The sequence below is a fragment of the Pseudomonas sp. CFBP 13727 genome, from assembly GCF_014841915.1.
GTDB lineage: Bacteria > Pseudomonadota > Gammaproteobacteria > Pseudomonadales > Pseudomonadaceae > Aquipseudomonas > Aquipseudomonas baltica.
Genome location: NZ_JACYUT010000005.1, coordinates 311362 through 337473 on the forward strand (window position 1 = coordinate 311362; position 26112 = coordinate 337473).

A 26112-nucleotide genomic window follows, 5' to 3' on the forward strand; every position below is an offset into this window, starting at 1 on the left:
TTTGCTGCATATCGGGGCGCATGCGCCTGGCAATTACGGTGCTCTGCAACTGCCTGAAAAGTGTCTGCGGAAGTTTGCCGCCTGATAGTTGTGGAAAAAAATGAACAAGGCTAAGCTCGTTTTCAACCCGCCATTTCAATAATACCGAGGGTGAGTCATGGCACGCCTGCCATTATCTGATGGAGCTCGCTGCAGCCACCGGTTGCCGGCGACCAGAATAATTGACAGCCCACGGCGTTGCGTCTCTGTTTTTTTGTCCCTCCTGTACTGCCTGAGCCCCGAAACCGCTACCCTGAGCTTCACGTTCCGGCCGGGTATCGAGAGGCCGGGTGGGCAGTGTGCCGCCCTCGCTTGACCGCTTTCCCAACGACGCCCACGCGTCAACACGTGCCCGGCTCGCCGCGAGCCAGGTCAATGGCCTCCTGAGGTATTTATGAGTCCCAACCTCGACCAGCTCACCGATTGGTTGAAAGATCACAAGATCACCGAAGTCGAATGCCTGATCGCCGACCTCACCGGGATCACCCGCGGCAAGATTTCCCCGACCAACAAGTTCATCGCCGAAAAAGGCATGCGCTTGCCGGAAAGTGTTCTATTGCAAACCGTGACTGGCGACTATGTAGAAGACGACATCTACTACGAGTTGCTCGACCCTGCCGACATCGACATGATCTGCCGCCCCGACGAGAACGCGGTGTTTCTCGTTCCCTGGGCCATAGAGCCCACGGCGCAGGTCATCCACGACACGTACGACAAGCAGGGCAACCCCATCGAGCTGTCGCCGCGCAACGTGCTCAAGAAGGTCTTGAAACTGTACGCGGACAAGGGCTGGCAGCCGATCGTGGCACCGGAGATGGAGTTCTACCTGACCAAGCGCTGCGAAGACCCGGACTTTCCGCTGCAGCCGCCGATCGGCCGCTCCGGGCGTCCCGAAACCGGTCGACAGTCGTTTTCCATCGAGGCGGCGAACGAGTTCGATCCGTTGTTCGAAGACGTCTACGACTGGTGCGAAGCGCAGAACCTGGACCTCGACACGCTGATCCACGAAGACGGCACGGCGCAGATGGAAATCAATTTCCGGCACGGCAATGCCCTGCACCTGGCCGACCAGATCCTGGTGTTCAAACGCACCATGCGCGAGGCCGCGCTCAAGCACAACGTCGCCGCCACCTTCATGGCCAAGCCGATGACGGGCGAGCCGGGCAGTGCCATGCACTTGCACCAGAGCATCGTCGATTCGGCCACCGGCAAGAACATCTTCGCCAACGAAGACGGCTCGATGAGCCAGCTGTTCCTCCACCACGTCGGCGGCCTGCAGAAATTCATTCCCGAACTGCTGCCGCTGTTCGCACCCAACGTCAATTCCTTCCGCCGCTTCCTGCCCGACACCTCGGCGCCGGTCAACGTCGAGTGGGGCGAGGAAAACCGCACCGTGGGCCTGCGCGTGCCCGACGCCACGCCGCAGAACCGGCGGGTCGAGAACCGCTTGCCGGGCGCCGATGCCAACCCCTACCTGGCCATCGCCGCCAGCCTGTTGTGCGGCTACATCGGCATGGTCGAGGGCCTGAACCCTAGCGCGCCGGTGCAGGGCCGCGGTTACGAACGGCGCAACCTGCGGCTGCCGTTGACCATCGAGGATGCGCTGGAGCGTATGGAAAACTGCAAGACGGTGGAGAAGTACCTGGGCAAGAAATTCGTCGTTGGCTATGTTGCGGTCAAGCGCGCCGAACACGAAAACTTCAAACGCGTGATCAGCTCGTGGGAACGTGAGTTCCTGCTGTTCGCGGTGTGAGAAAAAGGAGCGACAGATGAGCAACAACAACCCCCAGACCCAGCATTGGCAAGACTTGAGCAGCGCCCACCACCTGGCGCCGTTCAGCGACTACACGCAGCTGGCGCAGAAGGGTCCGCGGATCATCACCAAGGCCGACGGCGTGTACCTGTGGGACAGCGAAGGGCACAAGATCCTCGACGGCATGGCCGGCCTGTGGTGCGTGGCGATCGGCTACGGTCGTGAGGAACTGGTGCAGGCCGCCAGCAAGCAGATGCGCGAGCTGCCGTACTACAACCTGTTTTTCCAGACCGCCCACCCGCCCGCACTCGAGCTGGCCAAGGCCATCGCCGACCTGGCGCCCGAGGGCATGAACCATGTGTTCTTCACCGGCTCCGGTTCCGAGGGCAACGACACCGTGCTGCGCCTGGTGCGCCATTACTGGGCGCTCAAGGGCAAGCCCGAGAAAAAGGTGATCATCAGCCGCATCAATGGCTACCACGGCTCCACCGTGGCCGGCGCCAGCCTGGGCGGCATGGCGGGCATGCACGAGCAGGGCGATCTGCCGATCCCGGGCATCGTGCACATTGCCCAGCCGTACTGGTTCGGCGAGGGTGGTGACATGACCCCGGACGAGTTCGGCATCTGGGCCGCCGAGCAGTTGGAAAAGAAGATCCTGGAAGTGGGCGAAGACAACGTCGCGGCGTTCATCGCCGAGCCGATCCAGGGCGCCGGCGGTGTGATCATTCCGCCCGAGACCTACTGGCCGAAGGTCAAGGAAGTGCTGGCGCGCTACGACATCCTGTTCGTGGCCGATGAAGTCATCTGCGGCTTCGGCCGTACCGGCCACTGGTTCGGCAGCGACTACTATGATCTGGCGCCCGACCTGATGACCATCGCCAAGGGCCTCACCAGCGGCTACATCCCCATGGGCGGCGTCATCGTGCGCGACGAGGTGGTGCAGGTGATCAACCAGGGTGGCGACTTCAACCACGGCTTCACCTATTCCGGGCATCCGGTCGCGGCGGCGGTGGCGCTGGAAAACCTGCGCATCCTGCGCGACGAGCACATCGTCGACACGGTCCGGACCGATGCGGCACCGTATTTGCAAAAGCGTCTGCGCGAACTGCAGGACCATCCGCTGGTGGGTGAGGTCCGTGGCCTGGGCATGCTCGGCGCAATCGAACTGGTCAAGGACAAGGCGACTCGCAGCCGTCACGAAGGGCGGGGCGCCGGTATGATCTGTCGGCAGTTCTGCTTCGACAACGGGCTGATCATGCGGGCCGTCGGTGACACCATGATCATTGCACCGCCGCTGGTCATCAGCCACGCCGAGATCGACGAGCTGGTGAGCAAGGCACGGCTTTGCCTGGACCTGACACTCGAAGCACTCGGGGGCTAGATGCTAGGCTTGCTCCCGTCGGGAGCATCGGTACGCAAAATGCGACGGCGTTCCGTAGGAGCGGTCACCGGCCGCGAAAGCTGCGACGCGGTCTCGACTGATACCGCAGTGGTTTCTTCGCGGCCAATGACCGCTCCTACGGATCATCAAAACACGGCACTCGATCAATATTGGCATCAGGTTAAGACCAAGAACATTTAGGAGCACAACGCATGAAGATATTTGGCAAGACCCTCCTCGCCGTGGCCCTGATGGGGGCGATGGCCAGTGCTGCGCAGGCAGACGACAAGGTTCTGCACGTGTACAACTGGTCGGACTACATCGCGCCGGACACGATCAAGCAATTCGAGGCGGAGTCGGGGATCAAGGTCGTCTACGACGTATTCGACAGCAACGAAACCCTGGAAGCCAAACTGCTGGCCGGCAAGTCCGGCTACGATATCGTCGTGCCTTCCAACAACTTCCTGGCCAAGCAGATCAAGGCCGGTGTGTACCAGGAACTGGACCGCTCGAAACTGCCGAACTGGAAAAACCTCAACGAATCGCTGCTCAAGGCGGTGTCGGTGAGCGACCCGGACAACAAGCATGCCTTCCCGTACATGTGGGGCTCGATCGGCATCGGCTTCAACGCCGACAAGGTCAAGGCTGCGCTGGGCGCCGATGCACCGACCAACAGCTGGGACCTGCTGTTCAAGCCGGAAAACGCGGCCAAGCTGAAGTCGTGCGGCATCAGCTTCCTCGATTCGCCCACCGAGATGCTGCCGATCGCCCTGCATTACCTGGGCTACCCGACGGACTCGCAGGACAAGAAGCAGCTTGCCGAGGCCGAGGCGCTGTTCCTCAAGGTGCGTCCATCGATCGGTTACTTCCATTCCTCCAAGTACATCTCCGACCTGGCCAACGGCAATATCTGCGTGGCCGTGGGGTATTCGGGTGACATCTACCAGGCCAAGTCGCGCGCCGAAGAAGCGGGTGGCAAGGTCAAGGTCAGCTACAACATTCCCAAGGAAGGCGCTGGCAGCTTCTTCGACATGGTTGCCATCCCCAAGGATGCCGAGAACGTCGAAGGCGCCTACAAGTTCATGACCTTCCTGATGAAACCGGAAGTCATGGCCGAGATCACCAACAGCGTGCAGTTCCCCAACGGTAACCAGGCTGCAACAGCATTGGTGGATAAAGCCATCAGCGGCGATCCGGGCATCTACCCGCCGGCCGATGTGCAGGCCAAGCTGTATGCCATTGCCGACCTGCCGGCGGCGACGCAGCGCATCATGACGCGCAGCTGGACCAAGATTAAGTCGGGCAAGTAAGCCGGGCTGGTATTGCGATGCGCCTTTCGCGGCCGATGACCGCTCCCACACATACCCCGTAGGAGCGGCCCGTGGCCGCGAATGGCGCACCGCGAGCTCGGGCCAGGTGAATCAGCAATTGCGGCGCGCGCGCATGGGCTGTAAGTTGCGCGCCGGTTTGTCTTATAGAACAAACGCTTGAGAGGACCTCCACTTGTCACACTCTTTGTTTCGCAAGGCCATGCTGATCGGTGCGGGTCTGACCCTGGCGCTCAATGCTCAAGCGGCAGGCACCGTACACATCTACAACTGGTCCGACTACATCGGCGAGAGCACCCTGGCGGATTTCGAAGCCGCCACCGGGATCAAGCCGATCTACGACGTCTTCGACTCCAATGAAACCCTGGAAGGCAAGTTGCTGGCCGGCCATACCGGCTACGACGTGGTGGTGCCGTCCAACCACTTCCTGGGCAAACAGATCAAAGCCGGGGCTTTCCAGAAACTGGACAAGGCCCAGCTGACCAACTATTCCAACCTTGATCCGGTGCTGCTCAAGCGCCTGGAAAAAAACGATCCGGGTAACCAGTACGCCGTTCCCTATCTGTGGGGTACCAACGGCATCGGTTACAACGTGGAAAAGATCAAGGCTGTGCTGGGCGTCGACAAGATCGACTCCTGGGCCATGGTGTTCGAGCCCGAAAACATCAAGAAACTGTCCAAGTGCGGCGTCGCCTTCCTCGACTCGCCCGACGAGATGTTTCCGGCCGTGCTCAACTACATGGGCCTGGACCCCAACACCACCGACGAGAAGCTCTACAAGCAAGCCGAGGCCAAGCTGCTCAAGGTCCGTCCGTACGTGACCTACTTCCATTCTTCCAAGTACATCAGCGACCTGGCCAATGGCAACATCTGTGTGGCCGTGGGTTATTCCGGCGACATATTCCAGGCCAAGGCACGGGCCGAGGAAGCCGGCAAGGGCATCAAGCTGGCCTACTCGATTCCCAAGGAAGGCGGCAACTTGTGGTTCGACATGCTGGCCATCCCCGCCGATGCGCCGGATGCCAAGCAGGGCCTGGCGTTCATCGACTACCTGTTGAAACCTGAAGTGATTGCCAAGGTCAGCGACTATGTCGGCTATGCCAACCCCAATCTCAAGTCCGGCGAGCTGATGGATCAGGATGTGCGCAACGACGAGGCGGTCTATCCGCCACAGGCCATCCAGGACAAGCTCTACGTCAACGTCGAGCTGCCGCCCAAGGTGCAGCGTTTGATGACCCGCAGCTGGACCAAGGTCAAGTCGGGCAAATAAATACTCGGGGCGGCCCGATCCAGAGCCGCCCCCACTCAAGTTTGGGAGTTTCGTGAATGGCTGTTGCCTCCAGCGCCTACAAAAAAGCCCTCGAAGGCAGCCAGCAACCGAAAAAGGTGCTGGTCCGGATCGAAAAGGTAACGAAGAAATTCGACGAAACGGTGGCCGTGGACGACGTGTCGCTGGAAATCAACCAGGGTGAGATCTTCGCCTTGCTGGGCGGGTCCGGTTCCGGCAAGTCCACCCTGCTGCGCATGCTGGCTGGCTTCGAACGGCCGACCGAGGGGCGTATTTTCCTCGACGGCGTGGACATCACCGATATGCCGCCCTACGAGCGGCCGATCAACATGATGTTCCAGTCCTACGCGTTGTTTCCGCACATGACCGTGGCGCAGAACATCGCCTTCGGCCTCAAGCAGGACAAACTGCCGGCGGCCGAAATCGACGCACGCGTGGCGGAAATGCTCAAGCTGGTGCAGATGACCCAGTACGGCAAGCGCAAGCCGCACCAGTTGTCCGGTGGCCAGCGTCAGCGCGTTGCGCTGGCACGCTCGCTGGCGAAAAAGCCCAAGCTGTTGCTGCTCGACGAGCCGATGGGCGCGCTGGACAAGAAACTGCGCTCGCAGATGCAACTGGAACTGGTGGAAATCATCGAGCGGGTCGGCGTGACCTGCGTGATGGTGACCCACGACCAGGAAGAGGCCATGACCATGGCCCAGCGCATCGCCATCATGCACCTGGGCTGGATCGCGCAGATCGGCAGCCCGATCGACATCTACGAAACCCCCACCAGCCGCCTGGTGTGCGAGTTCATCGGCAACGTCAACCTGTTCGAAGGCCAGGTGGTCGAGGACATGGAAGGCTACGCACTGATCAGCAGCCCGGAGCTGGAGCGCAGCATCTATGTCGGTCACGGTGTAAGTACCGCTGCCGAAGACAAGAACGTGACCTACGCCATTCGCCCGGAAAAGATGTTGGTGACCACCCAGCAGCCCGACAGCGAACACAACTGGTCGCGCGGCAAGGTCCATGACATCGCCTACCTGGGCGGCCATTCGGTGTTCCACGTGCAGTTGCCGTGCGGCAAGCTGGTGCAGTCGTTCGTGGCCAACGCCGAGCGCCGTGGCGCCCGGCCGACCTGGGACGACGAAGTGTTCGTCTGGTGGGAAGACGACAGCGGCGTGGTACTGCGCTCATGAAGCTGCGCAAGATCAAACGCAAGCTCAAGAGGATCATCCCCAACGGTCGCCAGATGGTCATCGGCGTACCGTTCCTGTGGCTGTTCCTGTTCTTCATGCTGCCGTTCTTCATCGTGCTCAAGATCAGCTTCGCCGAAGCCGACGTGGCGATCCCGCCGTACACCGAAATCTGGAGCTACGCCGAACAGAAGTTCGAGTTGATCCTCAATTTCGCCAACTACGCGCTTCTCACCGAAGACGATCTGTACATCTCGGCCTATCTGGGCTCGTTGAAGATGGCCTTCTTCAGCACCCTGATCTGCCTGCTGCTCGGCTATCCCATGGCCTATGCCATCAGCAAGGCACGCAAGGACCTGCAGACCGTGCTCCTGCTGCTGATCATGATGCCGACCTGGACGGCGATCCTGATCCGCGTGTATGCCTGGATGGGCATCCTGAGCAACAACGGCCTGCTCAATGCCTTCCTGATGTGGCTGGGGGTGATCGACCAGCCGCTGCAGATTCTCAACACCAACCTGGCGGTGTACATCGGGGTGGTCTATGCGTACCTGCCATTCATGATCCTGCCGCTGTTCGCCAATCTCGTGAAGCATGACAACAGCTTGCTGGAGGCTGCTTCCGACCTGGGCTCGAGCACCTTCAACAGTTTCTGGAAAATCACCGTGCCGTTGTCGAAGAACGGCATCATCGCCGGCTGCATGCTGGTATTCATTCCGGTGGTCGGCGAGTTCGTGATTCCCGAGCTGCTGGGTGGCCCGGAAACCCTGATGATCGGCCGCGTGTTGTGGCAGGAGTTCTTCAACAACCGCGACTGGCCCGTTGCCTCGGCATTGGCTGTGTTGATGCTGGCGATTCTGATCGTGCCTATCGTGCTGTTCAATCGCAGCCAGGCCAAAGAACTGGAGGGCAAGGCATGAAGCGTTTCGGGTTCTCCAAACTTATCTTAGTGCTGGGTCTGGTGTTCATCTATGCGCCGATGCTGATCCTGGTCATCTATTCCTTCAACGCCTCGCGCCTGGTGACGGTCTGGGGCGGCTGGTCGGTGCAGTGGTACGTCGGCCTGCTGGACAACTCCCAGCTGATGGGCGCGGTGATGCGCTCGCTGGAAATCGCCTGCTACACGGCAGTGACGGCCGTGGCCCTGGGGACCATGGCGGCGTTCGTGCTGACGCGCATCAGTCGCTTCAAGGGGCGCACCATGTTCGGCGGCCTGGTGACGGCGCCGCTGGTGATGCCCGAGGTGATTACCGGTCTGTCCTTGCTGCTGCTGTTCGTGGCCATGGCCCAGGTGATCGGCTGGCCGCAGGAGCGTGGCATCGCCACGATCTGGATCGCTCATACCACCTTCTGTGCCTCGTACGTGGCGGTGGTGGTGTCATCGCGGTTGCGCGAGCTGGACCTGTCGATCGAAGAGGCGGCCATGGACTTGGGTGCGCGGCCCTGGAAGGTGTTCTTTCTGATCACCATTCCCATGATCGCGCCATCGCTGGCGGCCGGCGGGATGATGTCCTTCGCGCTGTCGCTGGACGATCTGGTGCTGGCCAGCTTCGTTTCCGGGCCGGGTTCCACGACCCTGCCGATGGAAGTGTTTTCGGCGGTCCGCCTGGGCGTGAAGCCTGAGATCAATGCGGTGGCCAGCCTGATTCTGCTGGCCGTTTCGTTGGTGACGTTCCTGGTGTGGTATTTCGGGCGCCGGGCCGAAGAGCGTCGTCGCAAGGCGATCCAGCAAGCCATCGAGGAAAGCGCCGCCAACTCCTGGCAACAGCCGAAGACTCAGCGGCCGGCAGCGTCGGTGTGATGAGGGCAGGGCGCTGGGTCTTCAGCGCCCTTGCCAGCACACGTATTGCCTCGGAACAATCATCCATGCCCATTGCATTTCATCCCGACACCCTGCGAAATTCCCTGCCACCCTTGGGCGCCCGACAGCCGCTGTCCGCTGAGGCTCAGGCCTACCAGCGCTTCTATCAGCTAGACCTGCCCGTACAAAGCTGGCTGGGGCGCTTCAGTGCTGCCGGCTTCGACTTGGTGGCCCAAGTGTGGCTGCCGGAGCGGCCTGTCGCCACGCTCTTCGTCATGCACGGTTTCTACGATCACATGGGGTTGTACCGGCACGCCGTGCAGTGGGCCTTGGCGCGTGGCTTCGCGGTCATTTCCTGCGACCTGCCGGGCCATGGTCTGTCCAGCGGCGAGCGAGCCAGCATTCACAGCTTTGCCGATTACCAGGCCACGCTCGATGGCCTGTTCGCCGAAGCATGTACCCTGCAGCTGCCGCAGCCCTGGCACTTGCTGGGGCAGAGTACCGGTGGCGCGATCATCGTCGACCATCTGCTGCACCAGGGCGCGCAGTCCGCGGCGCAGGGGCAGGTGCTGCTGATGGCGCCGCTGGTGCGGCCCAGCGCATGGGGTTTGTCCAAACTCAGCTATCGCGTGCTCAAGCCGTTCGTCAACGGCATTGCCAGGCGTTTCAGCGCCAATACCAACGACCCGGATTTCATGCCGTTCCTGCAGGCGGACCCGCTGCAGCCCGTGCGCCTGCCGACAGCGTGGGTGGGGGCGTTGGTGCAGTGGGTGCAGCACATCGAGGCAGCGCCGCGCAGCCCGCGCACGGTGGTGGTCGTGCAGGGAGAGGATGACGACACCGTGGATTGGCGGCACAACCTCAAGGTGCTGCGCGCAAAGTTCGCCGAGGTGCGGGTGTTGCAGGTGGCGGGAGCCCGACACCATCTGGTCAATGAGCTGCCTGCGATTCGGGCGAAGTGTTTCGATTTCTTCGAACAGAATCTGTAACCGAGTCGTCTTCTTCGCGGCCGCTGACCGCTCCTACGGGGGTGGGCCATTGCTGCGGGTGGGTCAGCGGCCGCGAACGGCGCCCCTCAGTTTCCCGCCTTGCCCGGTGTCTGTCCAACCGCCAGCCCAGCCCGTACCGCCTCCAGGGCCGCCTGATAATAAGCCTGGCCAGCGGCAGACTCGGCGAAGCCGACGAACTCCTCCAGCTCCGGATCGGACAATTCGCGGTACACGTACAGCAGCGTATTGTTCAGGTCGATGGCGATCTGCTGTTGCAGCCGCTCGCGCTGGCCATCGAGCAGACCTGCAGCCTGGCCGCCCCCCAACAGACCTGGAATCATCGAGCTGAGGCTGTCGGCGGCCACCCCGGCGATCGCCAGGCTGACCTCTGCGCCAGCCTGGCGCGCCGGCAGTGCCTGCGCCAGATGGCCGATCAACAGCGCGCGGGTCGACTCGACCTGCAGTTTCGGCAGGCCCTGGGCGTTCTTGGCCAGTTGATCACTGCAGGTGGCCAGCAGCTCGGCGGCGACGATCTTGCGGCCCAGGGCAGACTCGAAGAAGGCGAGGGCCGGTTTGGGATCGGCCAGGCCCTGGCGCAGTCGCGCTTCGGCCCGCTGGTCCATGGCCTGCGCCGCGAAGCGTTGGTCGCTGTTGCTCACCAGTGCCTGGAAAACCGCCGGTGGCAAGCTGCTCTGGTAGCGCTGCTGGGCCGCCTTGAGGGCGTCGCTGAAATGCGCCCTTTGTTCAGGCCAGCCAGCGGCCTTGTACAGCAGGTCGTGGTCGTCGGCCCAGGCGGGCGTCGTACTGAACATCATCAAGAACACAAGGACGCGGCGCATAGGGACTCCTGTCGGCAAGGGGCCATTGTCCGTGGCATTGCCTGGCTTTGTCGAGAAGTGACATGCACGCTGCGCCTCGATGCATCGACTGCGCAGCGACCTCGTGCAAGCCTCTGTCGGTTTTGCAGGCGTATGGATACTATGCCGGGCATGCAAATACCTTCTGATCATCCACTGCTGCTGCGCATCGTCGACGACCTGGCCGAGCACGGCTGGTCGCAGCAGGAACTCTTCGTGCCCCAGGCTTTGACCCTGGCGCTGGCGGCCGAGTGCCGTACCCGCCATGCCCAAGGCGAACTGGCGCCGGCGGCCGTCGGGCGCGGTCCATCCCAGGAGATCCGCGAAGGCATTCGCGGTGACCGCATCCAGTGGATCGAACCGGGCGAAGCCGTGCCGTGCGACGTTTACATGCAGATCATGGACAGCCTGCGCGAAGCGCTCAATCGTGGTCTGTTTCTGGGCCTGGAAGACTTCGAATGCCATTTCGCCCTGTACCCACCGGGCAGCGTCTACCTGCGTCACCTGGATCGCTTTCGCGACGATGACCGGCGCATGGTGTCAGCGGTGCTGTACCTGAACGATGCCGACTGGGGCGAAGAGGACGGGGGTCAGCTGCGCATGTACCTGCGCGGGGACACGGCGTACGACGTGCAGCCGATCGGTGGCACGCTGGTGGTGTTTCTTTCCGGCGAGGTGCCGCACGAGGTGATGCCGGCGCAGCGCAATCGGCTGTCGCTGACCGGCTGGTTCCGCCGTCGGGGCAACGAGCCGTTCTGATACACCGCGTCGCCTGGTTCGCGGCTACTAGCCGCTCCTACAGGGGATCTGGGTTGATTGTAGGAGCGGCTGGCAGCCGCGAACCAGAGGACGCGGTGTGCCAGGCACACCGCAATCCGGCCGCTATCAGAACAATACGCGGCAGCGAATGGTTCCGGTGACCTGTTGCAGCTTTTCCTGCGCCAGGTCCGAGTAATCGGCGTCGACGTCGATCACTACATAGCCGACCTTTTCGTTGGTCTGCAGGAACTGGCCGGAGATGTTGATGGCGTTCTCGGCGAAGACCTTGTTGATCTCCATCATCACGCCCGGCACGTTCTCGTGGATGTGCAGCAGACGGTGCTTGCCAGGGTGCGCGGGCAAAGCCACTTCCGGGAAGTTGACCGACGACACCGAGGTACCGTTGTCGCTGTACTTGACCAGTTTCTCGGCCACTTCCAGGCCGATGTTGGCCTGCGCCTCGGCGGTGGAACCACCGATGTGCGGGGTCAGGATGACGTTGTCCAGGCCACGCAGCGGGCTTTCGAAGATGTCGTCGTTGGAGCGTGGCTCGACCGGGAACACGTCGATGGCAGCGCCGATCAGGTGCTTGTCCTTGATCGCCTCGGCCAGTGCGTCGAGCTCGACCACGGTGCCGCGCGCGGCGTTGATGAGGATACCGCCCTTCTTGATGGCACGGATTTCCTTCTCGCCGATCATCCACTGGGTGGCGGCGGTTTCGGGCACATGCAGGGTGACGATGTCGCTCATGCCCAGCAGCTCGGTCAGGCTGCCGACCTGGGTGGCGTTGCCCAGCGGCAGCTTGGTCACGGTGTCGTAGAAGTACACCTGCATGCCCAGGCCTTCGGCCAGGACCGACAGCTGGGTGCCGATCGAGCCATAGCCGACGATGCCCAGTTTCTTGCCGCGGATCTCGAAGGAGTTCGCCGCGCTCTTGATCCAGCCGCCACGGTGGCAGGAAGCGTTCTTCTCGGGGATGCCACGCAACAGCAGAATGGCTTCGGCCAGCACCAGTTCGGCCACGGAACGGGTGTTGGAATACGGTGCGTTGAACACCGCGATACCGCGTTCGCGAGCGGCTGACAGATCAACCTGGTTGGTGCCGATGCAGAAGCAGCCCACGGCGACCAGTTTCTTCGCACAGTCGAACAGCTCTTCGGTCAGCTGGGTGCGCGAGCGAATGCCGATGAAGTGCGCATCGGCGATCTTTTCCTTGAGTTCGGCTTCGGGCAGCGACTTGGTGTGGTACTCGATGCTGGTGTAGCCGGCAGCCTTGAGGACGTCCACGGCGGATTGGTGGACGCCTTCGAGAAGAAGGAACTTGATCTTGCTCTTGTCGAGGGAAGTCTTGCTCATCTGCGTAAACCTGTGTCCCGAAAAAAATGGCAGGAAGTGAAGCGGCGCACACCGGGCCAGGGCTCGATTGGCGGGGGGCGTATGCTAGCATAGCCTCCCTGTCGTACGCCCATCCTGGGTCATGAGCCGTTCTCAGGGTGACTATGAATGGTCCGAGGTTTCGCGGGCCGCGAATCGCCCGATTCGTGAATCCTTCACTTGCAGAGTCGCGTCCATGAACCGTCATGCCCTGATCGATGAACTCAAGACCCTGCTCGAGCCTGGCAAGGTCCTCACCGATGCCGCTTCGCTCGACACCTACGGCCGGGACTGGACCAAACAGTACGCCCCGGCACCCAGCGCCATCGCCTTTCCCAAGACCACCGAGCAGGTCCAGGCCATCGTGCGCTGGGCCAACGAGCGCAAGGTGGCGCTGGTCCCTTCGGGTGGGCGCACCGGTCTGTCGGCTGCGGCGGTAGCGGCCAACGGCGAGGTGGTGGTGTCGTTCGACTACATGAACAAGGTGCTCGACTTCAACGCCACCGACCGCACCGTGGTCTGCCAGCCAGGCGTCATCACCAAGCAGCTGCAGAACCTGGCCGAGGAAAACGGCCTGTACTACCCGGTGGACTTCGCCTCTTCGGGTTCCAGCCAGATCGGCGGCAACATCGGCACCAACGCCGGCGGCATCAAGGTCATCCGCTACGGCATGACGCGCAACTGGGTGGCGGGCCTCAAGGTGGTCACAGGCCAGGGCGATGTACTGGAGCTGAACAAGGACCTGGTCAAGAACGCCACCGGCTACGACCTGCGTCAGTTGTTCATCGGCGCCGAAGGCACCCTGGGGTTCATCGTCGAGGCCACCATGCGCCTGGACCGTGCGCCGAAGAACCTCACCGCGATGGTGCTCGGCACCGCCGACTTCGATGCGATCATGCCGGTGCTGCATGCGTTTCAGGGCAAGCTCGACCTCACGGCGTTCGAGTTCTTTTCCGACAAGGCGCTGGCCAAGGTGCTGGGCCGCGGCGACGTGCCGGCGCCGTTCGAAACGGCCTGCCCGTTCTATGCCCTGCTGGAGTTCGAAGCCACCACCGACGACATCGCCGACACCGCGCTGGCCACCTTCGAACACTGCGTGGAGCAGGGCTGGGTGCTCGATGGCGTCATGAGCCAGAGCGAGCAGCAGTTGCGCAACCTGTGGAAGCTGCGCGAGTACATCTCCGAAACCATTTCCCACTGGGTGCCGTACAAGAACGACATCTCGGTGACCATTTCCAAGGTGCCGGCTTTCCTGCGCGAGATCGACGCCATCGTCAGCGAGCGCTATCCGGCATTCGACGTGCTCTGGTACGGCCACATCGGCGACGGCAACCTGCACCTGAACATCCTCAAGCCCGAGCACATGGACAAGGACGCATTCTTTGCCGAATGTGCGCTGGTCAATACCGAGGTCTTCGAAACCGTGCGCAGGTACAACGGCTCCATCTCCGCCGAGCACGGCGTGGGCATGGTCAAGCGCGACTACCTGCAGTACAGCCGCTCGCCGGTCGAAATCCAGTACATGAAAGCCATGAAGGCAGTGTTCGACCCCAATGGGATCATGAACCCTGGCAAGATCTTTTCCATTTGATACGTTCATCTGAGCAGAGGTTCGAGCAATGAGCTACCAGCACCAGTACATCGACGGTACCCGCATCCACTTTCCGCTGGGCAAGGTGGTGTGCATCGGCCGCAACTACGCCGAGCATGCCAAGGAGCTGGACAACCCGATTCCGACCGAACCGCTGCTGTTCATCAAGCCAAGCAGCTGCGTGGTGCCGTTGCAGGAAACCTTCACCATTCCGACCGATCGCGGCGCGGTGCACTACGAGGCGGAAATCGCGGTGCTGCTGGGCAAGTCACTGAGCACCCGGCCCAGTGCCGAAGAAGTCATCGATGCCATCTCCGGCTTCGCCCCGGCGCTGGACCTGACCCTGCGCGACGTCCAGGCGCGCCTGCGCGAGAAGGGCCTGCCGTGGGAAATCGCCAAGTCGTTCGACGGCGCGGCAGTGATCGCACCGTTCGTATCGGCCGACAGCTTCCCCGACCTCACCGACATCCCGATACGCCTGACCATCGATGGCAACGTGCGCCAGGACGGCAACAGCAACCTGATGCTCAACGCCATCGTGCCGATGATCCAGTACATGGCCGGGTGCTTCTCGCTGCAGGCTGGCGACGTGATCCTCACCGGCACCCCAGCCGGGGTAGGCCCGCTCGAAATCGGCGCCGAAATCGTGCTGGAACTGCCCGGTGTCAGCCGCTTCACCAGCCGCGTCCAGTAGTCGCCCCACGCCTCACCTTTTTTTTACATTCGATCTGGATAATGCCCCCACCCAAGTGGGTGCATTGTTCGGATGTGCCCGTATGAATCCGTCTCCAGCAAGGGTACTTCATGGTCCGCGCCGCGCTGCATTCATCCCGCCCCCTGCACAAACGTTGGTACCTGTGGACCTTGCTGGTGCTGCTGATCGGCTACATCGTCGCGGTGGTCTTGCACTGGGACGACCGCGCCGAGCTGTGGGTGCAGGAGTGGACGCACAACAGCACCGAGCGCAAGGCCAGTGTCTGGCTGCCTGACTATGAAGCCGTAATCGACGCCAAGGCCCTGCCCGGAATGGAAGGCGACGAAGCTTCGGACATCACCTATCACCCCGGCACCCGTACCTTGTTCGCGGTGATGGGCAAGAACCCCTACCTGGTCGAGCTGAGCCTGCAGGGCGACGTGCTGCGCAAGATGCCGCTGACCGGCTGGAGCAATCCGGAGGCCGTCACCACACTCGCCGATGGGCGCCTGGCGATCATCGACGAGCGCCAGCACCAACTGACCGTGGTCAAGGTCGAGGCCGACACCCGCGAGCTGAACATCGCCGACTTCGCGCCGTTCGACCTCGGCCCTTCGGCGGACCAGAACAAGGCTTTCGAAGCCCTGGCCTGGGATCCGCGCAACCAGCGCCTGTTGCTCGGCGAAGAAAGACCACCGGCGCTGTTCTCGCTGAAGCTGGGCAGCGATGGCCTGCCCGCCGGCGAGAAGCAACGCCTCGATGCGCCCGACCTGGACATGCGCAACCTTTCGGCGCTGGCAGTGGATCCGCGCACCGGTCACCGCCTGCTGCTCTCGGCCGACTCGCACCTGCTCATGGAATACGACGAAACCGGCAAGCAGTGGAGCTTCATGGCCCTGCTGGGCGGCATGAACGGCCTCAAGGACACCATTCCCCGCGCCGAAGGCGTGACCATGGACGACGAAGGCACGATCTACCTGGTCAGCGAGCCGAATCTGTTCTACGTATTGCGCAAGCGTTGAGCCGGATAGCAGCGTCTTCTGGCGCTGCAATTGCTTCGACGTTTCCTACAAATCAATCCGTAGAAACTTAAGCCTGGCTTCATCATTTAATGGTTTGATGCGCACACTTCACTTCAGAGCCCGACGCGATGCGTTTCTTCGTTCGACCCATTCACCTGCTGCTGATCGCGGCACTGCTTGCACTGATCTGCGCCTTCGCCGCACTGCATCACTTTCGCTGGATCGAACGGGCCAGTTTCAACGTCGAGCGCTGGCTCGGAGGCCCGCTGCCAGGCGCAATCAACCTGGACAGCTATCAGGTGGATATCGAGGCGAAGGTGGTCGAAGGCCTGGACGACGACATCTCGGCACTGACCTTCGATCCATCGCGCAAGACCCTGTTCACCGTTACCAACCAGCGTTCGGAGCTGATCGAGCTGTCGCTGCAGGGCACCATCCTGCGACGTATCGCGCTGGTCGGGTTCGGCGACCCGGAGGCGGTCGAGTACATCAGCCCCGGTGTCTACGTGATCACCGACGAGCGCCAGCAGCGCCTGATCAAGGTCAACGTCACCGACGATACGCAGATCATCGACGCCCAGCAGGCCGAGCAGTTGAGCCTCAACTTCGGTGGCCGCAGCAACAAGGGTTTCGAGGGGTTGGCCTACGACTCGACCGGCAAGCGCCTGTTCGTGGCGCGCGAGCGCGATCCCATGCTGATCTACGAAGTGCAGGGCTTTCCGCGTGGGGTCAGCGACAAGCCGCTGGACGTGCAGGTGACCCAGGACCGCCGGCGCGATGCCGGCCTGTTCGTGCGCGACCTTTCCAGCCTGCAATACGACGAGCGCAGCGGCCACCTGCTGGCCCTGTCGGACGAATCGCTGCTGGTGCTGGAACTGGACGTGCAGGGCCGGCCCCTGAGCACCATGTCGCTGCGCAAGGGCCGCCAGGGCTTGAGCAAGAGCGTACCGCAACCCGAAGGCATCGCCATGGACGACGATGGCAACCTGTATATGGTCAGCGAACCCAACCTGTTCTACGTGTTCCGCAAGCGCTGAACGGCGCTAGCCCTCCGGGTGCAGGAACTTGTCGAGAAACTGCCGGGTACGTGCCTGCTGCGGGTTGGCGAACAACTCGCGGGCCGGACCCTGTTCCACGATCACCCCCTGGTCGAAGAACACCACGCGATTGGCCACGTCGCGGGCGAACTGCATCTCGTGGGTGACGATGACCATGGTGCGCTTTTCCTGCGCCAGGCCCCGAATCGTTGCCAGCACTTCGCCAACCAGCTCCGGGTCCAGCGCTGAAGTCGGCTCGTCGAAGAGGATGACCTGCGGCTGCATGGCCAGCGCCCGGGCAATCGCCACGCGCTGCTGCTGACCGCCCGAGAGCCGCCTGGGGTAGGCCTCTTCCTTGCCGGCCAGGCCAACCTTGGCCAACAGCTCGCGGCCCAGTTCGGTCGCTTCGGCCATGGCCATCTTCTTTACCACCAGCGGCCCTTCGATGACGTTCGCCAACGCCGTGCGATGGGGAAACAGGTTGAAGTTCTGGAAGACGAAACCCACCTGCTGGCGCAACTCGCGAATCAGGCCCTGCTGCTGCGCCACGCGGGCTCCGTCGATTTCGATGTCGCCCACACGGATCTGGCCACTGGTAGGTGTTTCCAGCAGGTTCAGGCAGCGCAGGAAGGTCGTCTTGCCCGAGCCGCTGGGGCCGATGATCGCCACCACCTCACCGGCGGCGATCTCCAGGTCGATGCCCTTGAGCACGCTGTGGCCATTGAACTGTTTGGTCAGGCCCTTTACCACGATCATTGCTTCATGCCTCTTGGTCGTGGCGGTTGACCCGCCGTTCCAGATGATTCTGCAGGTGCGCCAGAACGCTTGCCAACAGCCAGTAGATCAATGCGGCCGCCAGGTACATGGTGAAGATCTCGAACGTGCGGGCGGTGATCAACTGCGCCTGGCGGAACAGCTCCGGTACCTGAATGGTCGCTGCCAGTGCCGTGTCCTTGACCAGTGAAATGAAACTGTTGCCCAGTGGCGGCAGGGCGGTGCGCATGGCCTGCGGCAGGATGGCCCGGCGCAAGGTCTGCGCGCGGGTCATGCCGATGCTGGCAGCTGCCTCCCACTGACCGCGCTCGATGGACGCGATCGCCGCCCGCAGGATTTCACAGGCATAGGCGGCCATGTTCAGCGAAAAGCCGATGAGTGCAGCGGGCAACGGGTCCAGTTCGATACCGATCTGCGGCAGGCCGTAGTAGATGACGAACAGCTGGACCAGCAACGGCGTGCCGCGGAAGAACGACACGTAGACCCTGGCCGGCCAGCTCAGCAGGCGGCTTCGGGACAACCGCATCAACGCCAGGCCGAACCCCAGCAGCAGGCCGAAGAACATTCCGCCCAGGCTGAGGAAGACCGTGTAGTAGGCACCCTTGAGCAGAAAGGGTGCCGAATCGAGCATCAGCTGCAGGCTGCTCTCGATCATTGCGTGACGTCAGCGCTGAACCATTGCTTGGACAGCTTGGCCAGGGTGCCGTCGGCGCGCAGTTTGTCGAGAGCGTCGTCGAGTGCCTTGAGCAGTTCCGGCTCGCCCTTGCGCACGGCGATCCCGGCTTCCTGACGCGAGAACGCATCGCCTGCCAGGGCGAGGGTTTCGTTGGTCTTGTTGATCAGGTCGAATGCGGCCAGGCGGTCCACCAGAATCGCATCGATACGGCCGACGCGCAGGTCCTGGTACTTGGTCGGATCATCGTCGTAGGTTTTCACCACGGCGCTCGGCACGTTGTCCTTGAGCCACTGCTCGTAGTTGGTGCCCAGGCCCATGCCGACTTTCTTGCCGGCCAGGTCGGAGGCCTGCTTGATGCTGTCGGCATTCTTCTTCGCGACCACGGCCTGGATACCGGACACGGTGTAGGGCTTGGAGAAGTCGTACTTCTTCTTGCGCTCATCGGAGATGGTCACCTGATTGACCACGACGTCGAGCCGCTTGGACTCCAGCGCTGCGAGAATACCGGCCCATGGGGTGGGCTGCAGCTTGACCTTGACGCCCAGTTCCTTGGCCAAGGCCTCGGAGAGTTGCACTTCGAAGCCGGTCAGCTTGCCGTTTTCGTCCACGAAGCTGAACGGCGGGTAGGTACCCTCCAGGCCGATGTTGATGACACCGGCGTCCTTGATTTTCTGCAACTGTTCGCCAGCCATTGCCTGGCCCAGCAGCGAACTGCCCAGAACCAGGCCGGCGATCAGCAGGTGTTTGCGCAATGCGGGAAACTTCATGGCGGATCCTTGAAATGAGGGAGGGTTTCGCAGCGTCGGCGGCCACCTGTGCGGTTACCGGTCGTCGAGGCGAAGGCGCAATGGGAAAACAGGACTATAGGCACCGCCACGCTGGCCCACAAGCCCCCTCGGCGCCCACGGAACGTATGACCGCGGCTTATGTTCAGATGCTCCACGACACGTCCAAAGCGTTCTTTTTACCGCCTGGATTTTTCCCGTATGGTGGGCGCCAATCGGCGGCCATCGCTGTTTCCACACAAGGCAGGGTATAACCGTGAACGACATTCCTCAGGCACGCAGAGGCCATTGGCAGTTGCAGTCCATCGTCGGCCAGTTGCATGAGGCGCGCTCCGATTGGCGCCGGCAGAACGGACGCAGTTGCGGCATGCAGGGCGGCCGCGAGCTGCCGTCGCGCGAGGCCATGGCCAAAGTACTCGAGCAGTTGTGCGGCGCGTTGTTCCCGATGCGCCTGGGGCCGGTGGACCTGCGCGAAGAAAGCGAAGACTTCTATGTAGGCCATACCCTGGACGCCGCGCTCAACGAACTCTTGACCCAGGCCCGCCTGGAACTGCGCTACGCCGCGCGCAATGGCGACTGCGACTTGCCCGCCGTCGACGCCAGGGCCCTGGAACTGATCCAGGATTTCGCTGCGGCGCTGCCCGGCCTGCGGCGCCTGCTCGACACCGATGTGCTGGCCGCCTATCACGGCGATCCCGCGGCGCGCAGTGTCGATGAGGTATTGCTGTGCTATCCCGGCGTGCTCGCGGTGATCCATCATCGCCTCGCTCACCATCTGTATCTCGCCGGCCTGCCGTTGCTGGCGCGCATCAGCTCGGAACTGGCGCATTCGGCGACCGGTATCGATATCCACCCCGGCGCGCGGATCGGCCCAAGCTTCTTCATCGACCACGGCACGGGCGTGGTGATCGGCGAAACCGCCGTCATCGGCGAGCGGGTGCGTATCTACCAGCAGGTCACCCTGGGCGCCAAGCGCTTCCCCGCGGACGAGTCCGGGCAGCTGCAGAAGGGGCATCCGCGCCACCCGATCGTCGAGGACGATGTGGTCATCTACGCCGGCGCGACCATCCTGGGTCGCATCACCATCGGCCAGGGCTCGACCATTGGCGGCAACGTCTGGCTCACGCGCACCGTGCCGGCCGGCAGCAACCTCACCCAAGCCAACCTGGTGCACGACGACGGCAGTCAGAAATAGGGCTTGGCAGGACGCCGCGAACGGCCTGCCAGGCAGGACCGTTCGGCCCATCAATTGGCCATCTACCATCAGTCGTGTTTTAATTGAACGCTCGTTCAATAAAACCATGGATCGCGATTCGCGTTCAACAGGAGGCCATCCCTTGCTGAAAACGCCCAGTTTCTTCCATTTACGAACGTGTGGAGTGCACCGCGCATGAGTGCATCTTCATCAGCGCCAAGCGGCAACGTGCGCATGAACCCTCCGGTGTTCTACTTCGCCGCCAGTTTCATCCTGATTTTCGGCATCGTCGTCATCTCCTTTCCGCAGGCAGCTGGCCAGTGGCTGATGGCGGCGCAAAGCTGGGCCGCCAACACGGTCGGTTGGTACTACATGCTGGCCATGACCCTGTACCTGGTGTTCGTCGTGGTCACGGCGCTGTCGGGTTACGGCAAGATCAAGCTGGGGGCCGATCATGACGAGCCCGAGTTCAGCTACCTGTCCTGGGCCGGCATGTTGTTTGCCGCCGGCATCAGCATCACGCTGTTCTTCTTCTGCGTTTCCGAACCGCTGACCCATATGCTGCAACCGCCGCAGGGCGAGGCGGGCACCCAGGAGGCCGCGCGCCAGGCCATGCAGTTGCTGTTCCTGCACTGGGGCCTGCACGGTTGGGGCGTGTTCGCCTTCGTCGGCATGGCCCTGGCCTATTTCGCCTATCGCCACAACCTGCCGCTGGCGCTGCGTTCGGCGCTCTACCCCCTGATCGGCAAACGCATCAACGGGCCGATCGGCTACGCCGTGGACGGCTTCGGCATCATCGCCACCATCTTCGGCCTGGGGGCCGACATGGGGTTCGGCGTGCTGCACCTCAATTCCGGCCTGGATTACCTGTTCGGCGTTGCCCACACCCAGTGGGTGCAGGTGATCCTGATCACCCTGATGATGGGTGCAGCGATTCTGGTGGCGGTCTCCGGCGTCGACAAGGGCGTGCGGGTGATGTCCGACATCAACATGCTGCTGGCCTGTGCGCTGTTGCTCTTCGTGCTGTTCGCCGGGCCGACCCAGCACTTGCTCAGCACCCTGGTGCAGAACGTTGGCGATTATCTGGGTGCACTGCCCAGCAAGAGCTTCGACGTCTATGCCTACGACAAACCCAGCGACTGGCTGGGTAACTGGACGGTGTTCTACTGGGCCTGGTGGATTGCCTGGTCGCCTTTCGTGGGGCTGTTCATTGCGCGCATCTCGCGCGGACGCACCATTCGCGAGTTCGTCTTCGGCGTGTTGCTGATCCCACTGGGCTTCACCCTGGCCTGGATGTCGATCTTCGGCAACAGCGCCATCGACCAGGTGATCAACCACGGCATGGCTGCCATCGGCCAGTCAGCCATCGACGACCCGTCGATGACCCTCTACCTGCTGCTCGAAACCTACCCATGGGCGAGGACGGTGATTGCCGTTACGGTGTTCATCAGTTTCGTGTTCTTCGTCACCTCGGCCGACTCGGGCACCGTCGTGCTCTCCACCTTGTCGGCACGTGGCGGCAACCCCGACGAAGACGGGCCGAAATGGCTGCGGGTATTCTGGGGTGCGATGACCGCGCTGGTCACCAGCGGCCTGCTGTTCGCCGGCAGCATCGACTCGCTGAAATCGGCGGTGGTGCTGACCTCGCTGCCGTTCTCGATCATTCTGCTGGCGATGATGTGGGGACTGCACAAGGCGTTCCACATGGAAAGCCAGCGCAAGATCGCCCAGTTGTATTCGCTGGCCCCGGTTGCCAGCTCGCGCCCAGGGCGTGGCGGCTGGCGGCAGCGGTTGAGTCAGGCCGTGAGCTTCCCCTCGCGTGACGAGGTGTACCGGTTCATGGACACCCACGTACGGCCTGCCGTGGCCGAAGTGACCGCATCGTTCGCCGAGAAGGGCCTGGATGCCGTTGCGCAAGAGGACACGCCTCACGACAACGTGATCTTCGAGATCGGTCATGGTGAAGAGCGGCCGTTCATCTATCAGGTGCAGATGCGCGGTTACTTCACGCCATCCTTCGCCCGTGGCGGCATGGGCAATCAGGAACTGAAGAACCGGCGCTACTACCGTGCCGAGGTGCATCTGGCCGAAGGCAGCCAGGACTACGACCTGGTCGGCTACAGCAAGGAGCAGATCATCAACGACATCCTCGACCAGTACGAACGGCACATGCAGTTCCTGCATCTGGTGCGCTGACAGCGGCAAGGGGCCCACAGCCCCTTGCTCGCGCCCGTGCAAATAACCTGCACACAAAAAAACCCTCGCACCTGGGTGCGAGGGTTTTTTCATGGCTGCGCTGTCAGTTGTCGGCGACGGCGTTCCGGGCCAGGATGGCGTTGGCCAGATCCATGTCGGAAGCCTGCAGGCCAGGGTTCTCGGCGCGTACCTTGTGGATCGCGGCTTCCAGGTACGGGCCACGGATACCGCCTTCGCTGGCCACGAAGCTGCCGGCATCGTCCTGGGCGGCGATGATCAACTTGTGATCCTTGAAGGTCAGGTAGGAGGAGCCGGTCGTGGCGCCGGAAGAGAGCACGTTGCGCCAGAAGGGGTCGGCCATGGCCGAGCTTACGGGCAGGGACAGCAACGCGAGGGTAGCAACGGCGGTTTTGAGGCGCATGATCGAGACTCCACAGTGTGATCCGGTACGAATGTAATCCGGGGCAGTTGTCGTTCGCACGTTGGATACGGCCAACCACGTCCAAGTTCCCCAAGGCCAACGGCTTGCCTGCCGCGGTGGCGTTAAAGCGACTCGATGCGCGGGGTGACGCGCAGCACCTCCTCGAGCGTGGTCAGGCCGGCGGCGATCTGCCGTGCGCCACTCAGGCGCAGGCTGCGCATGCCCTCCCGGCAGGCCTGGCGCCGCAGCTCGGCGAGGTCGGTGTGGGCGTCGATGCAGGCCTTCACGCCGTCGCTTATCAGTAGCACTTCATAGACCCCGGCACGTCCGCAGTAACCGGTGTCGCGACAGCGCGGACAGCCGACGGCCCGCCGCGCACCCTCGGGCACGGCCATGCGCCAAGGCTCGATGAGCGCCTGCCAGCTCTTCGGGTCGATGCGCACCGGCGCCTTGCAGTCTTCGCACAGCGTACGTACCAAGCGCTGCGCCATGACGCCCAGCACTGTGGCTTTGATCAGGTAGTGCGCGACACCCAGTTCCAGCAGGCGAGTGATCGCGCCCACGGCATCGTTGGTGTGCAGGGTCGATACCACCAGATGGCCGGTGAGGGCCGCCTGGATCGCCATCTCGGCCGTCTCCAGGTCGCGGATCTCACCGATCATGATGATGTCCGGATCCTGCCGCATCAGTGCACGCAGGCCACTGGCAAAGTCCAGGTCGATGTTGTGCTGCACCTGCAGCTGGTTGAAGGCCGGTTCGACCATCTCGATCGGATCTTCGATGGTGCACAGGTTGATCTGCGGGGTCGCCAGCTGCTTGAGGGTGGTGTACAGCGTGGTGGTCTTGCCCGAACCCGTGGGTCCGGTGACCAGCACGATGCCGTGAGCCTGGGAGGTCATCTGCTGCCAGCGCCGCAGGTCTTCGGCCACCAGGCCCAGCTGGGCGAAATCCTTGAGCAACACCTGAGGGTCGAAGATGCGCATCACCAGCTTTTCGCCGAAGGCCGTGGGCAGGGTGGACAGGCGCAGCTCGATTTCCTGGCCCTGCGGCAGGCGGGTCTTGATCCGGCCATCCTGAGGCTTGCGCTTCTCCGCGACGTTCATGCGCCCCAGGCTTTTCAGGCGGCTGACGATAGCCAGAGTGACCTGCTCGGGGAACCGGTACACGCAATGCAGCAAGCCATCGATACGAAAGCGCAGCGCACCGAAGTCGCGCCGAGGCTCGATATGAATGTCACTGGCGCGCTGCTCGAACGCGTATTGGAACAGCCAGTCGACGATATTGATGACGTGCTGGTCGCTGGCAGCGGGCACCGTGGCCATGTCGCCCAGTTGCAGCAGCTGCTCCAGATTGCCCGCGGCGCCGGGCTGGCCCTGGACCCTGGCGCCGCTGACCGAGCGCGCCAGCTGAAAGAATTGTTCGGTGAAACGCTGGATGTCCGCGGGGTTGGCGACCACGCGCTTGATCGAGCGTTTGAGTGCGTGGGCCAGGTCGGCTTCCCACTGGCGCTGCCAGGGCTGCGCGCTGGCGATGGTAACGCTGTGTTCGTCCACGGCCACGGCGAGAATGTTGTGGCGCATGGCGAAGGCCTGGGGCATCAAGGCGACCACGGTGGCAACGTCGATGCACAGCGGGTCGATGCGCAGGTAGGGTTGCCCGGCGTGGTCCGCCAGCCACCGGCTCAAGACCTCGAGCGTCAGCAGGTGCCCGGGTTGACGCGGGTCAGGCAATCGGCAGTCGGCGAGCCGTTGCAGGGGGTGGGCTGGGTGCGCGCATTCCTGTTTCAAGTCGTCGCACAGTGCCTGGGCGACGTCCGCTGCGATGAGGCCTTCGACGAGCAGGGCGTCGATCAGATCATCGAGGTTCAGGCTGCCGTCGTGGCAATGTCGGCGGGGAGTGGCGACGAGCGTCATGCGGAGGCCTCCTTGGCGGTGCGCGATCTGTCGTGCTACCCAGCCTAGCGCCCGTGCCGGAAGTCGCCGTCATGGCAACCGTTGCCGCATTTGTCGGCCGCTCAAGCGTACGACTGTACCTGGGCCGGGTGCTGGGCATCGACCAGTTGCACATCGAACACGCTGATCAGGTTGCGCATCTTTTCCGCGATCACCTGTGCGCGGTGCCAGGTCAACTCGCCCACCTGCACCTGGATCTGCAGGCTGTCCGCTACCTGGGATGCAGCGAGCTGCCGGGGGATCAGGTACTGCATGGCAAACAGATTGAGCACCCGGCACAGCACGTCGGCCTCGATCTCGGCACTCAGGCTGAACTGCACGGTGGTGGTCAGGTTGCCTGCGGCCCAGACATCGGGGCGCGGCGAGGTCAGCAGTTCAAAGGCGGACATGGGCGATCTCCGTGGTCGATGGGAGAAAGTCTCCCACGCTGGAACGGGTATTTCTTGCCTGACTTGGCGAGTTATTGAGCTATCTTGAATTGTGCAATTCCATAAACAGCAAGGCAGAGGCATTTCTATGCAAAGTTCTTTGGATGCTTATGACCGGCGCATCCTCGCATTGCTGCAAGAGGACGCCACGCTCTCCAGCGCGCAGATCGCCGAGCAGGTGGGTTTGTCGCAGTCACCCTGCTGGCGGCGCATCCAGCGGCTCAAGGAAGAGGGGGTGATCAGGGCGCAGGTGACGCTGCTGGACCGCAAGAAGATCGGCCTCAACACGCAGATATTCGCCGAAGTGAAACTCAACGCCCACGGTCGCTCGAACTTCACCGAGTTCACCGAAGCGATACGCGGCTTTCCGGAAGTGCTGGAGTGCTATGTGTTGATGGGCAATGTCGATTTCCTGCTGCGCATCGTCACGCCGGACATCGAAGCATACGAGCGTTTTTTCTTCGAGAAACTGTCTATGGTGCCGGGCATTCAAGAGGTGAATTCGACGGTGGCGCTGTCCGAAATCAAGTCCACCACCAGTTTGCCGGTTAATCGGTGAGGCGCGATGCCAGCCGCTCCTACAGGTTCACAACA

At 62.5% G+C, this 26112-nt stretch carries 24 protein-coding genes; 16 read left to right on the top strand and 8 right to left on the bottom strand.

The window, feature by feature from the left end:
• The first annotated feature begins 433 nt into the window (after window positions 1-433).
• From IFT76_RS17080 to IFT76_RS17115, 8 genes are all read left to right on the top strand, one after another.
• A complete protein-coding gene (locus tag IFT76_RS17080) occupies window positions 434-1792 on the top strand; it encodes a glutamine synthetase family protein (protein WP_043192284.1) in 1359 nt (452 codons plus the stop codon).
• Window positions 1793-1808: 16 nt separating this feature from the next.
• A complete protein-coding gene (locus IFT76_RS17085; protein WP_192055043.1) occupies window positions 1809-3173 on the top strand; it encodes an aspartate aminotransferase family protein in 1365 nt (454 codons plus the stop codon).
• A gap of 212 nt (window positions 3174-3385) precedes the next feature.
• A complete protein-coding gene (locus IFT76_RS17090) occupies window positions 3386-4483 on the top strand; it encodes a polyamine ABC transporter substrate-binding protein (protein WP_122479871.1) in 1098 nt (365 codons plus the stop codon).
• Window positions 4484-4676: 193 nt separating this feature from the next.
• Window positions 4677-5771: a polyamine ABC transporter substrate-binding protein gene (locus IFT76_RS17095; protein WP_122479870.1), complete on the top strand. Its 1095-nt coding sequence runs from the start codon at window positions 4677-4679 to the stop codon at window positions 5769-5771.
• Between the two features lie 56 nt (window positions 5772-5827).
• Entirely contained in the window at window positions 5828-6970 is a 1143-nt protein-coding gene (potA, locus tag IFT76_RS17100) for a polyamine ABC transporter ATP-binding protein (RefSeq protein WP_122479869.1), read from the top strand.
• A gap of 35 nt (window positions 6971-7005) precedes the next feature.
• A complete protein-coding gene (locus tag IFT76_RS17105; protein ID WP_163007645.1) occupies window positions 7006-7887 on the top strand; it encodes an ABC transporter permease subunit in 882 nt (293 codons plus the stop codon).
• Entirely contained in the window at window positions 7884-8768 is an 885-nt protein-coding gene (locus IFT76_RS17110) for an ABC transporter permease subunit (protein WP_122479867.1), read from the top strand. The genes IFT76_RS17105 and IFT76_RS17110 overlap by 4 nt, the downstream gene beginning before the upstream one ends.
• A 65-nt stretch (window positions 8769-8833) precedes the next feature.
• Window positions 8834-9757 carry an alpha/beta hydrolase gene (locus tag IFT76_RS17115; RefSeq protein WP_192059428.1) on the top strand — a complete coding sequence of 308 codons (924 nt, stop codon included), beginning with the start codon at window positions 8834-8836 and terminating at the stop codon, window positions 9755-9757.
• Between the two features lie 86 nt (window positions 9758-9843).
• Here the strand turns inward: IFT76_RS17115 and IFT76_RS17120 are convergent, their stop codons facing one another.
• Complete coding sequence (locus IFT76_RS17120; RefSeq protein WP_192059430.1) at window positions 9844-10596, bottom strand: hypothetical protein; 753 nt, start codon at window positions 10594-10596, stop codon at window positions 9844-9846.
• Between the two features lie 141 nt (window positions 10597-10737).
• Here IFT76_RS17120 and IFT76_RS17125 point away from each other — a divergent pair, with 141 nt between their 5' ends.
• Window positions 10738-11373, top strand: a complete 636-nt coding sequence (locus IFT76_RS17125; RefSeq protein ID WP_192059432.1) for a 2OG-Fe(II) oxygenase — start codon at window positions 10738-10740, stop codon at window positions 11371-11373.
• Window positions 11374-11499: 126 nt separating this feature from the next.
• Here IFT76_RS17125 and serA read toward each other — a convergent pair whose 3' ends face one another.
• A complete protein-coding gene (serA, locus tag IFT76_RS17130; RefSeq protein ID WP_122479863.1) occupies window positions 11500-12729 on the bottom strand; it encodes a phosphoglycerate dehydrogenase in 1230 nt (409 codons plus the stop codon).
• Between the two features lie 214 nt (window positions 12730-12943).
• Between serA and IFT76_RS17135 the strand changes: the two genes are divergently transcribed.
• The 4 genes from IFT76_RS17135 to IFT76_RS17150 all read left to right on the top strand — a co-directional run bounded on the left by IFT76_RS17135 (window position 12944) and on the right by IFT76_RS17150 (window position 17091).
• Window positions 12944-14338 carry an FAD-binding oxidoreductase gene (locus IFT76_RS17135; RefSeq protein ID WP_192059435.1) on the top strand — a complete coding sequence of 465 codons (1395 nt, stop codon included), beginning with the start codon at window positions 12944-12946 and terminating at the stop codon, window positions 14336-14338.
• Window positions 14339-14366: 28 nt separating this feature from the next.
• Window positions 14367-15032 carry a fumarylacetoacetate hydrolase family protein gene (locus tag IFT76_RS17140; protein ID WP_192059437.1) on the top strand — a complete coding sequence of 222 codons (666 nt, stop codon included), beginning with the start codon at window positions 14367-14369 and terminating at the stop codon, window positions 15030-15032.
• A gap of 110 nt (window positions 15033-15142) precedes the next feature.
• Complete coding sequence (locus IFT76_RS17145) at window positions 15143-16054, top strand: SdiA-regulated domain-containing protein (protein ID WP_192059439.1); 912 nt, start codon at window positions 15143-15145, stop codon at window positions 16052-16054.
• A 128-nt stretch (window positions 16055-16182) separates the two neighbouring features.
• Window positions 16183-17091 (top strand): SdiA-regulated domain-containing protein, encoded by a 909-nt coding sequence (locus IFT76_RS17150; protein WP_192059442.1) that lies wholly within the window; start codon window positions 16183-16185, stop codon window positions 17089-17091.
• Window positions 17092-17097: 6 nt separating this feature from the next.
• On the opposite strand, the gene tcyN is transcribed toward IFT76_RS17150, so the two are convergent.
• From tcyN to tcyJ, 3 genes are read right to left on the bottom strand one after another with little or no spacing between them, the layout of a single operon-like run.
• On the bottom strand, window positions 17098-17847 hold the full coding sequence (tcyN, locus tag IFT76_RS17155) for an L-cystine ABC transporter ATP-binding protein TcyN (protein ID WP_192059444.1): 750 nt from the start codon (window positions 17845-17847) through the stop codon (window positions 17098-17100).
• 4 nt (window positions 17848-17851) lie between these two features.
• Window positions 17852-18517 (bottom strand): cystine ABC transporter permease, encoded by a 666-nt coding sequence (tcyL, locus tag IFT76_RS17160; protein ID WP_122480127.1) that lies wholly within the window; start codon window positions 18515-18517, stop codon window positions 17852-17854.
• Window positions 18517-19308: a cystine ABC transporter substrate-binding protein gene (gene tcyJ, locus IFT76_RS17165; RefSeq protein ID WP_122479857.1), complete on the bottom strand. Its 792-nt coding sequence runs from the start codon at window positions 19306-19308 to the stop codon at window positions 18517-18519. The genes tcyL and tcyJ overlap by 1 nt, the downstream gene beginning before the upstream one ends.
• A 274-nt stretch (window positions 19309-19582) precedes the next feature.
• On the opposite strand from tcyJ, the gene epsC reads away from it, so the two are divergent.
• Both epsC and betT read left to right on the top strand, forming a co-directional pair.
• Window positions 19583-20521, top strand: coding sequence for a serine O-acetyltransferase EpsC (gene epsC, locus IFT76_RS17170; protein ID WP_185794723.1), 939 nt, complete (start codon window positions 19583-19585; stop codon window positions 20519-20521).
• A gap of 234 nt (window positions 20522-20755) precedes the next feature.
• The gene (gene betT, locus IFT76_RS17175) at window positions 20756-22717 is read left to right on the top strand and encodes a choline transporter BetT (RefSeq protein WP_185794803.1); all 1962 of its coding nucleotides are present in this window, start codon (window positions 20756-20758) and stop codon (window positions 22715-22717) included.
• Window positions 22718-22820: 103 nt separating this feature from the next.
• Here the strand turns inward: betT and IFT76_RS17180 are convergent, their stop codons facing one another.
• From IFT76_RS17180 to IFT76_RS17190, 3 genes are all read right to left on the bottom strand, one after another.
• Complete coding sequence (locus IFT76_RS17180) at window positions 22821-23138, bottom strand: DUF2388 domain-containing protein (protein ID WP_122479854.1); 318 nt, start codon at window positions 23136-23138, stop codon at window positions 22821-22823.
• Between the two features lie 122 nt (window positions 23139-23260).
• Window positions 23261-25051: a GspE/PulE family protein gene (locus IFT76_RS17185; RefSeq protein ID WP_122479853.1), complete on the bottom strand. Its 1791-nt coding sequence runs from the start codon at window positions 25049-25051 to the stop codon at window positions 23261-23263.
• A gap of 101 nt (window positions 25052-25152) precedes the next feature.
• Window positions 25153-25479 (bottom strand): hypothetical protein, encoded by a 327-nt coding sequence (locus IFT76_RS17190; protein ID WP_244657671.1) that lies wholly within the window; start codon window positions 25477-25479, stop codon window positions 25153-25155.
• 127 nt (window positions 25480-25606) lie between these two features.
• Here IFT76_RS17190 and IFT76_RS17195 point away from each other — a divergent pair, with 127 nt between their 5' ends.
• Window positions 25607-26077: an Lrp/AsnC family transcriptional regulator gene (locus tag IFT76_RS17195; RefSeq protein WP_122796211.1), complete on the top strand. Its 471-nt coding sequence runs from the start codon at window positions 25607-25609 to the stop codon at window positions 26075-26077.
• Window positions 26078-26112 lie beyond the last annotated feature (35 nt).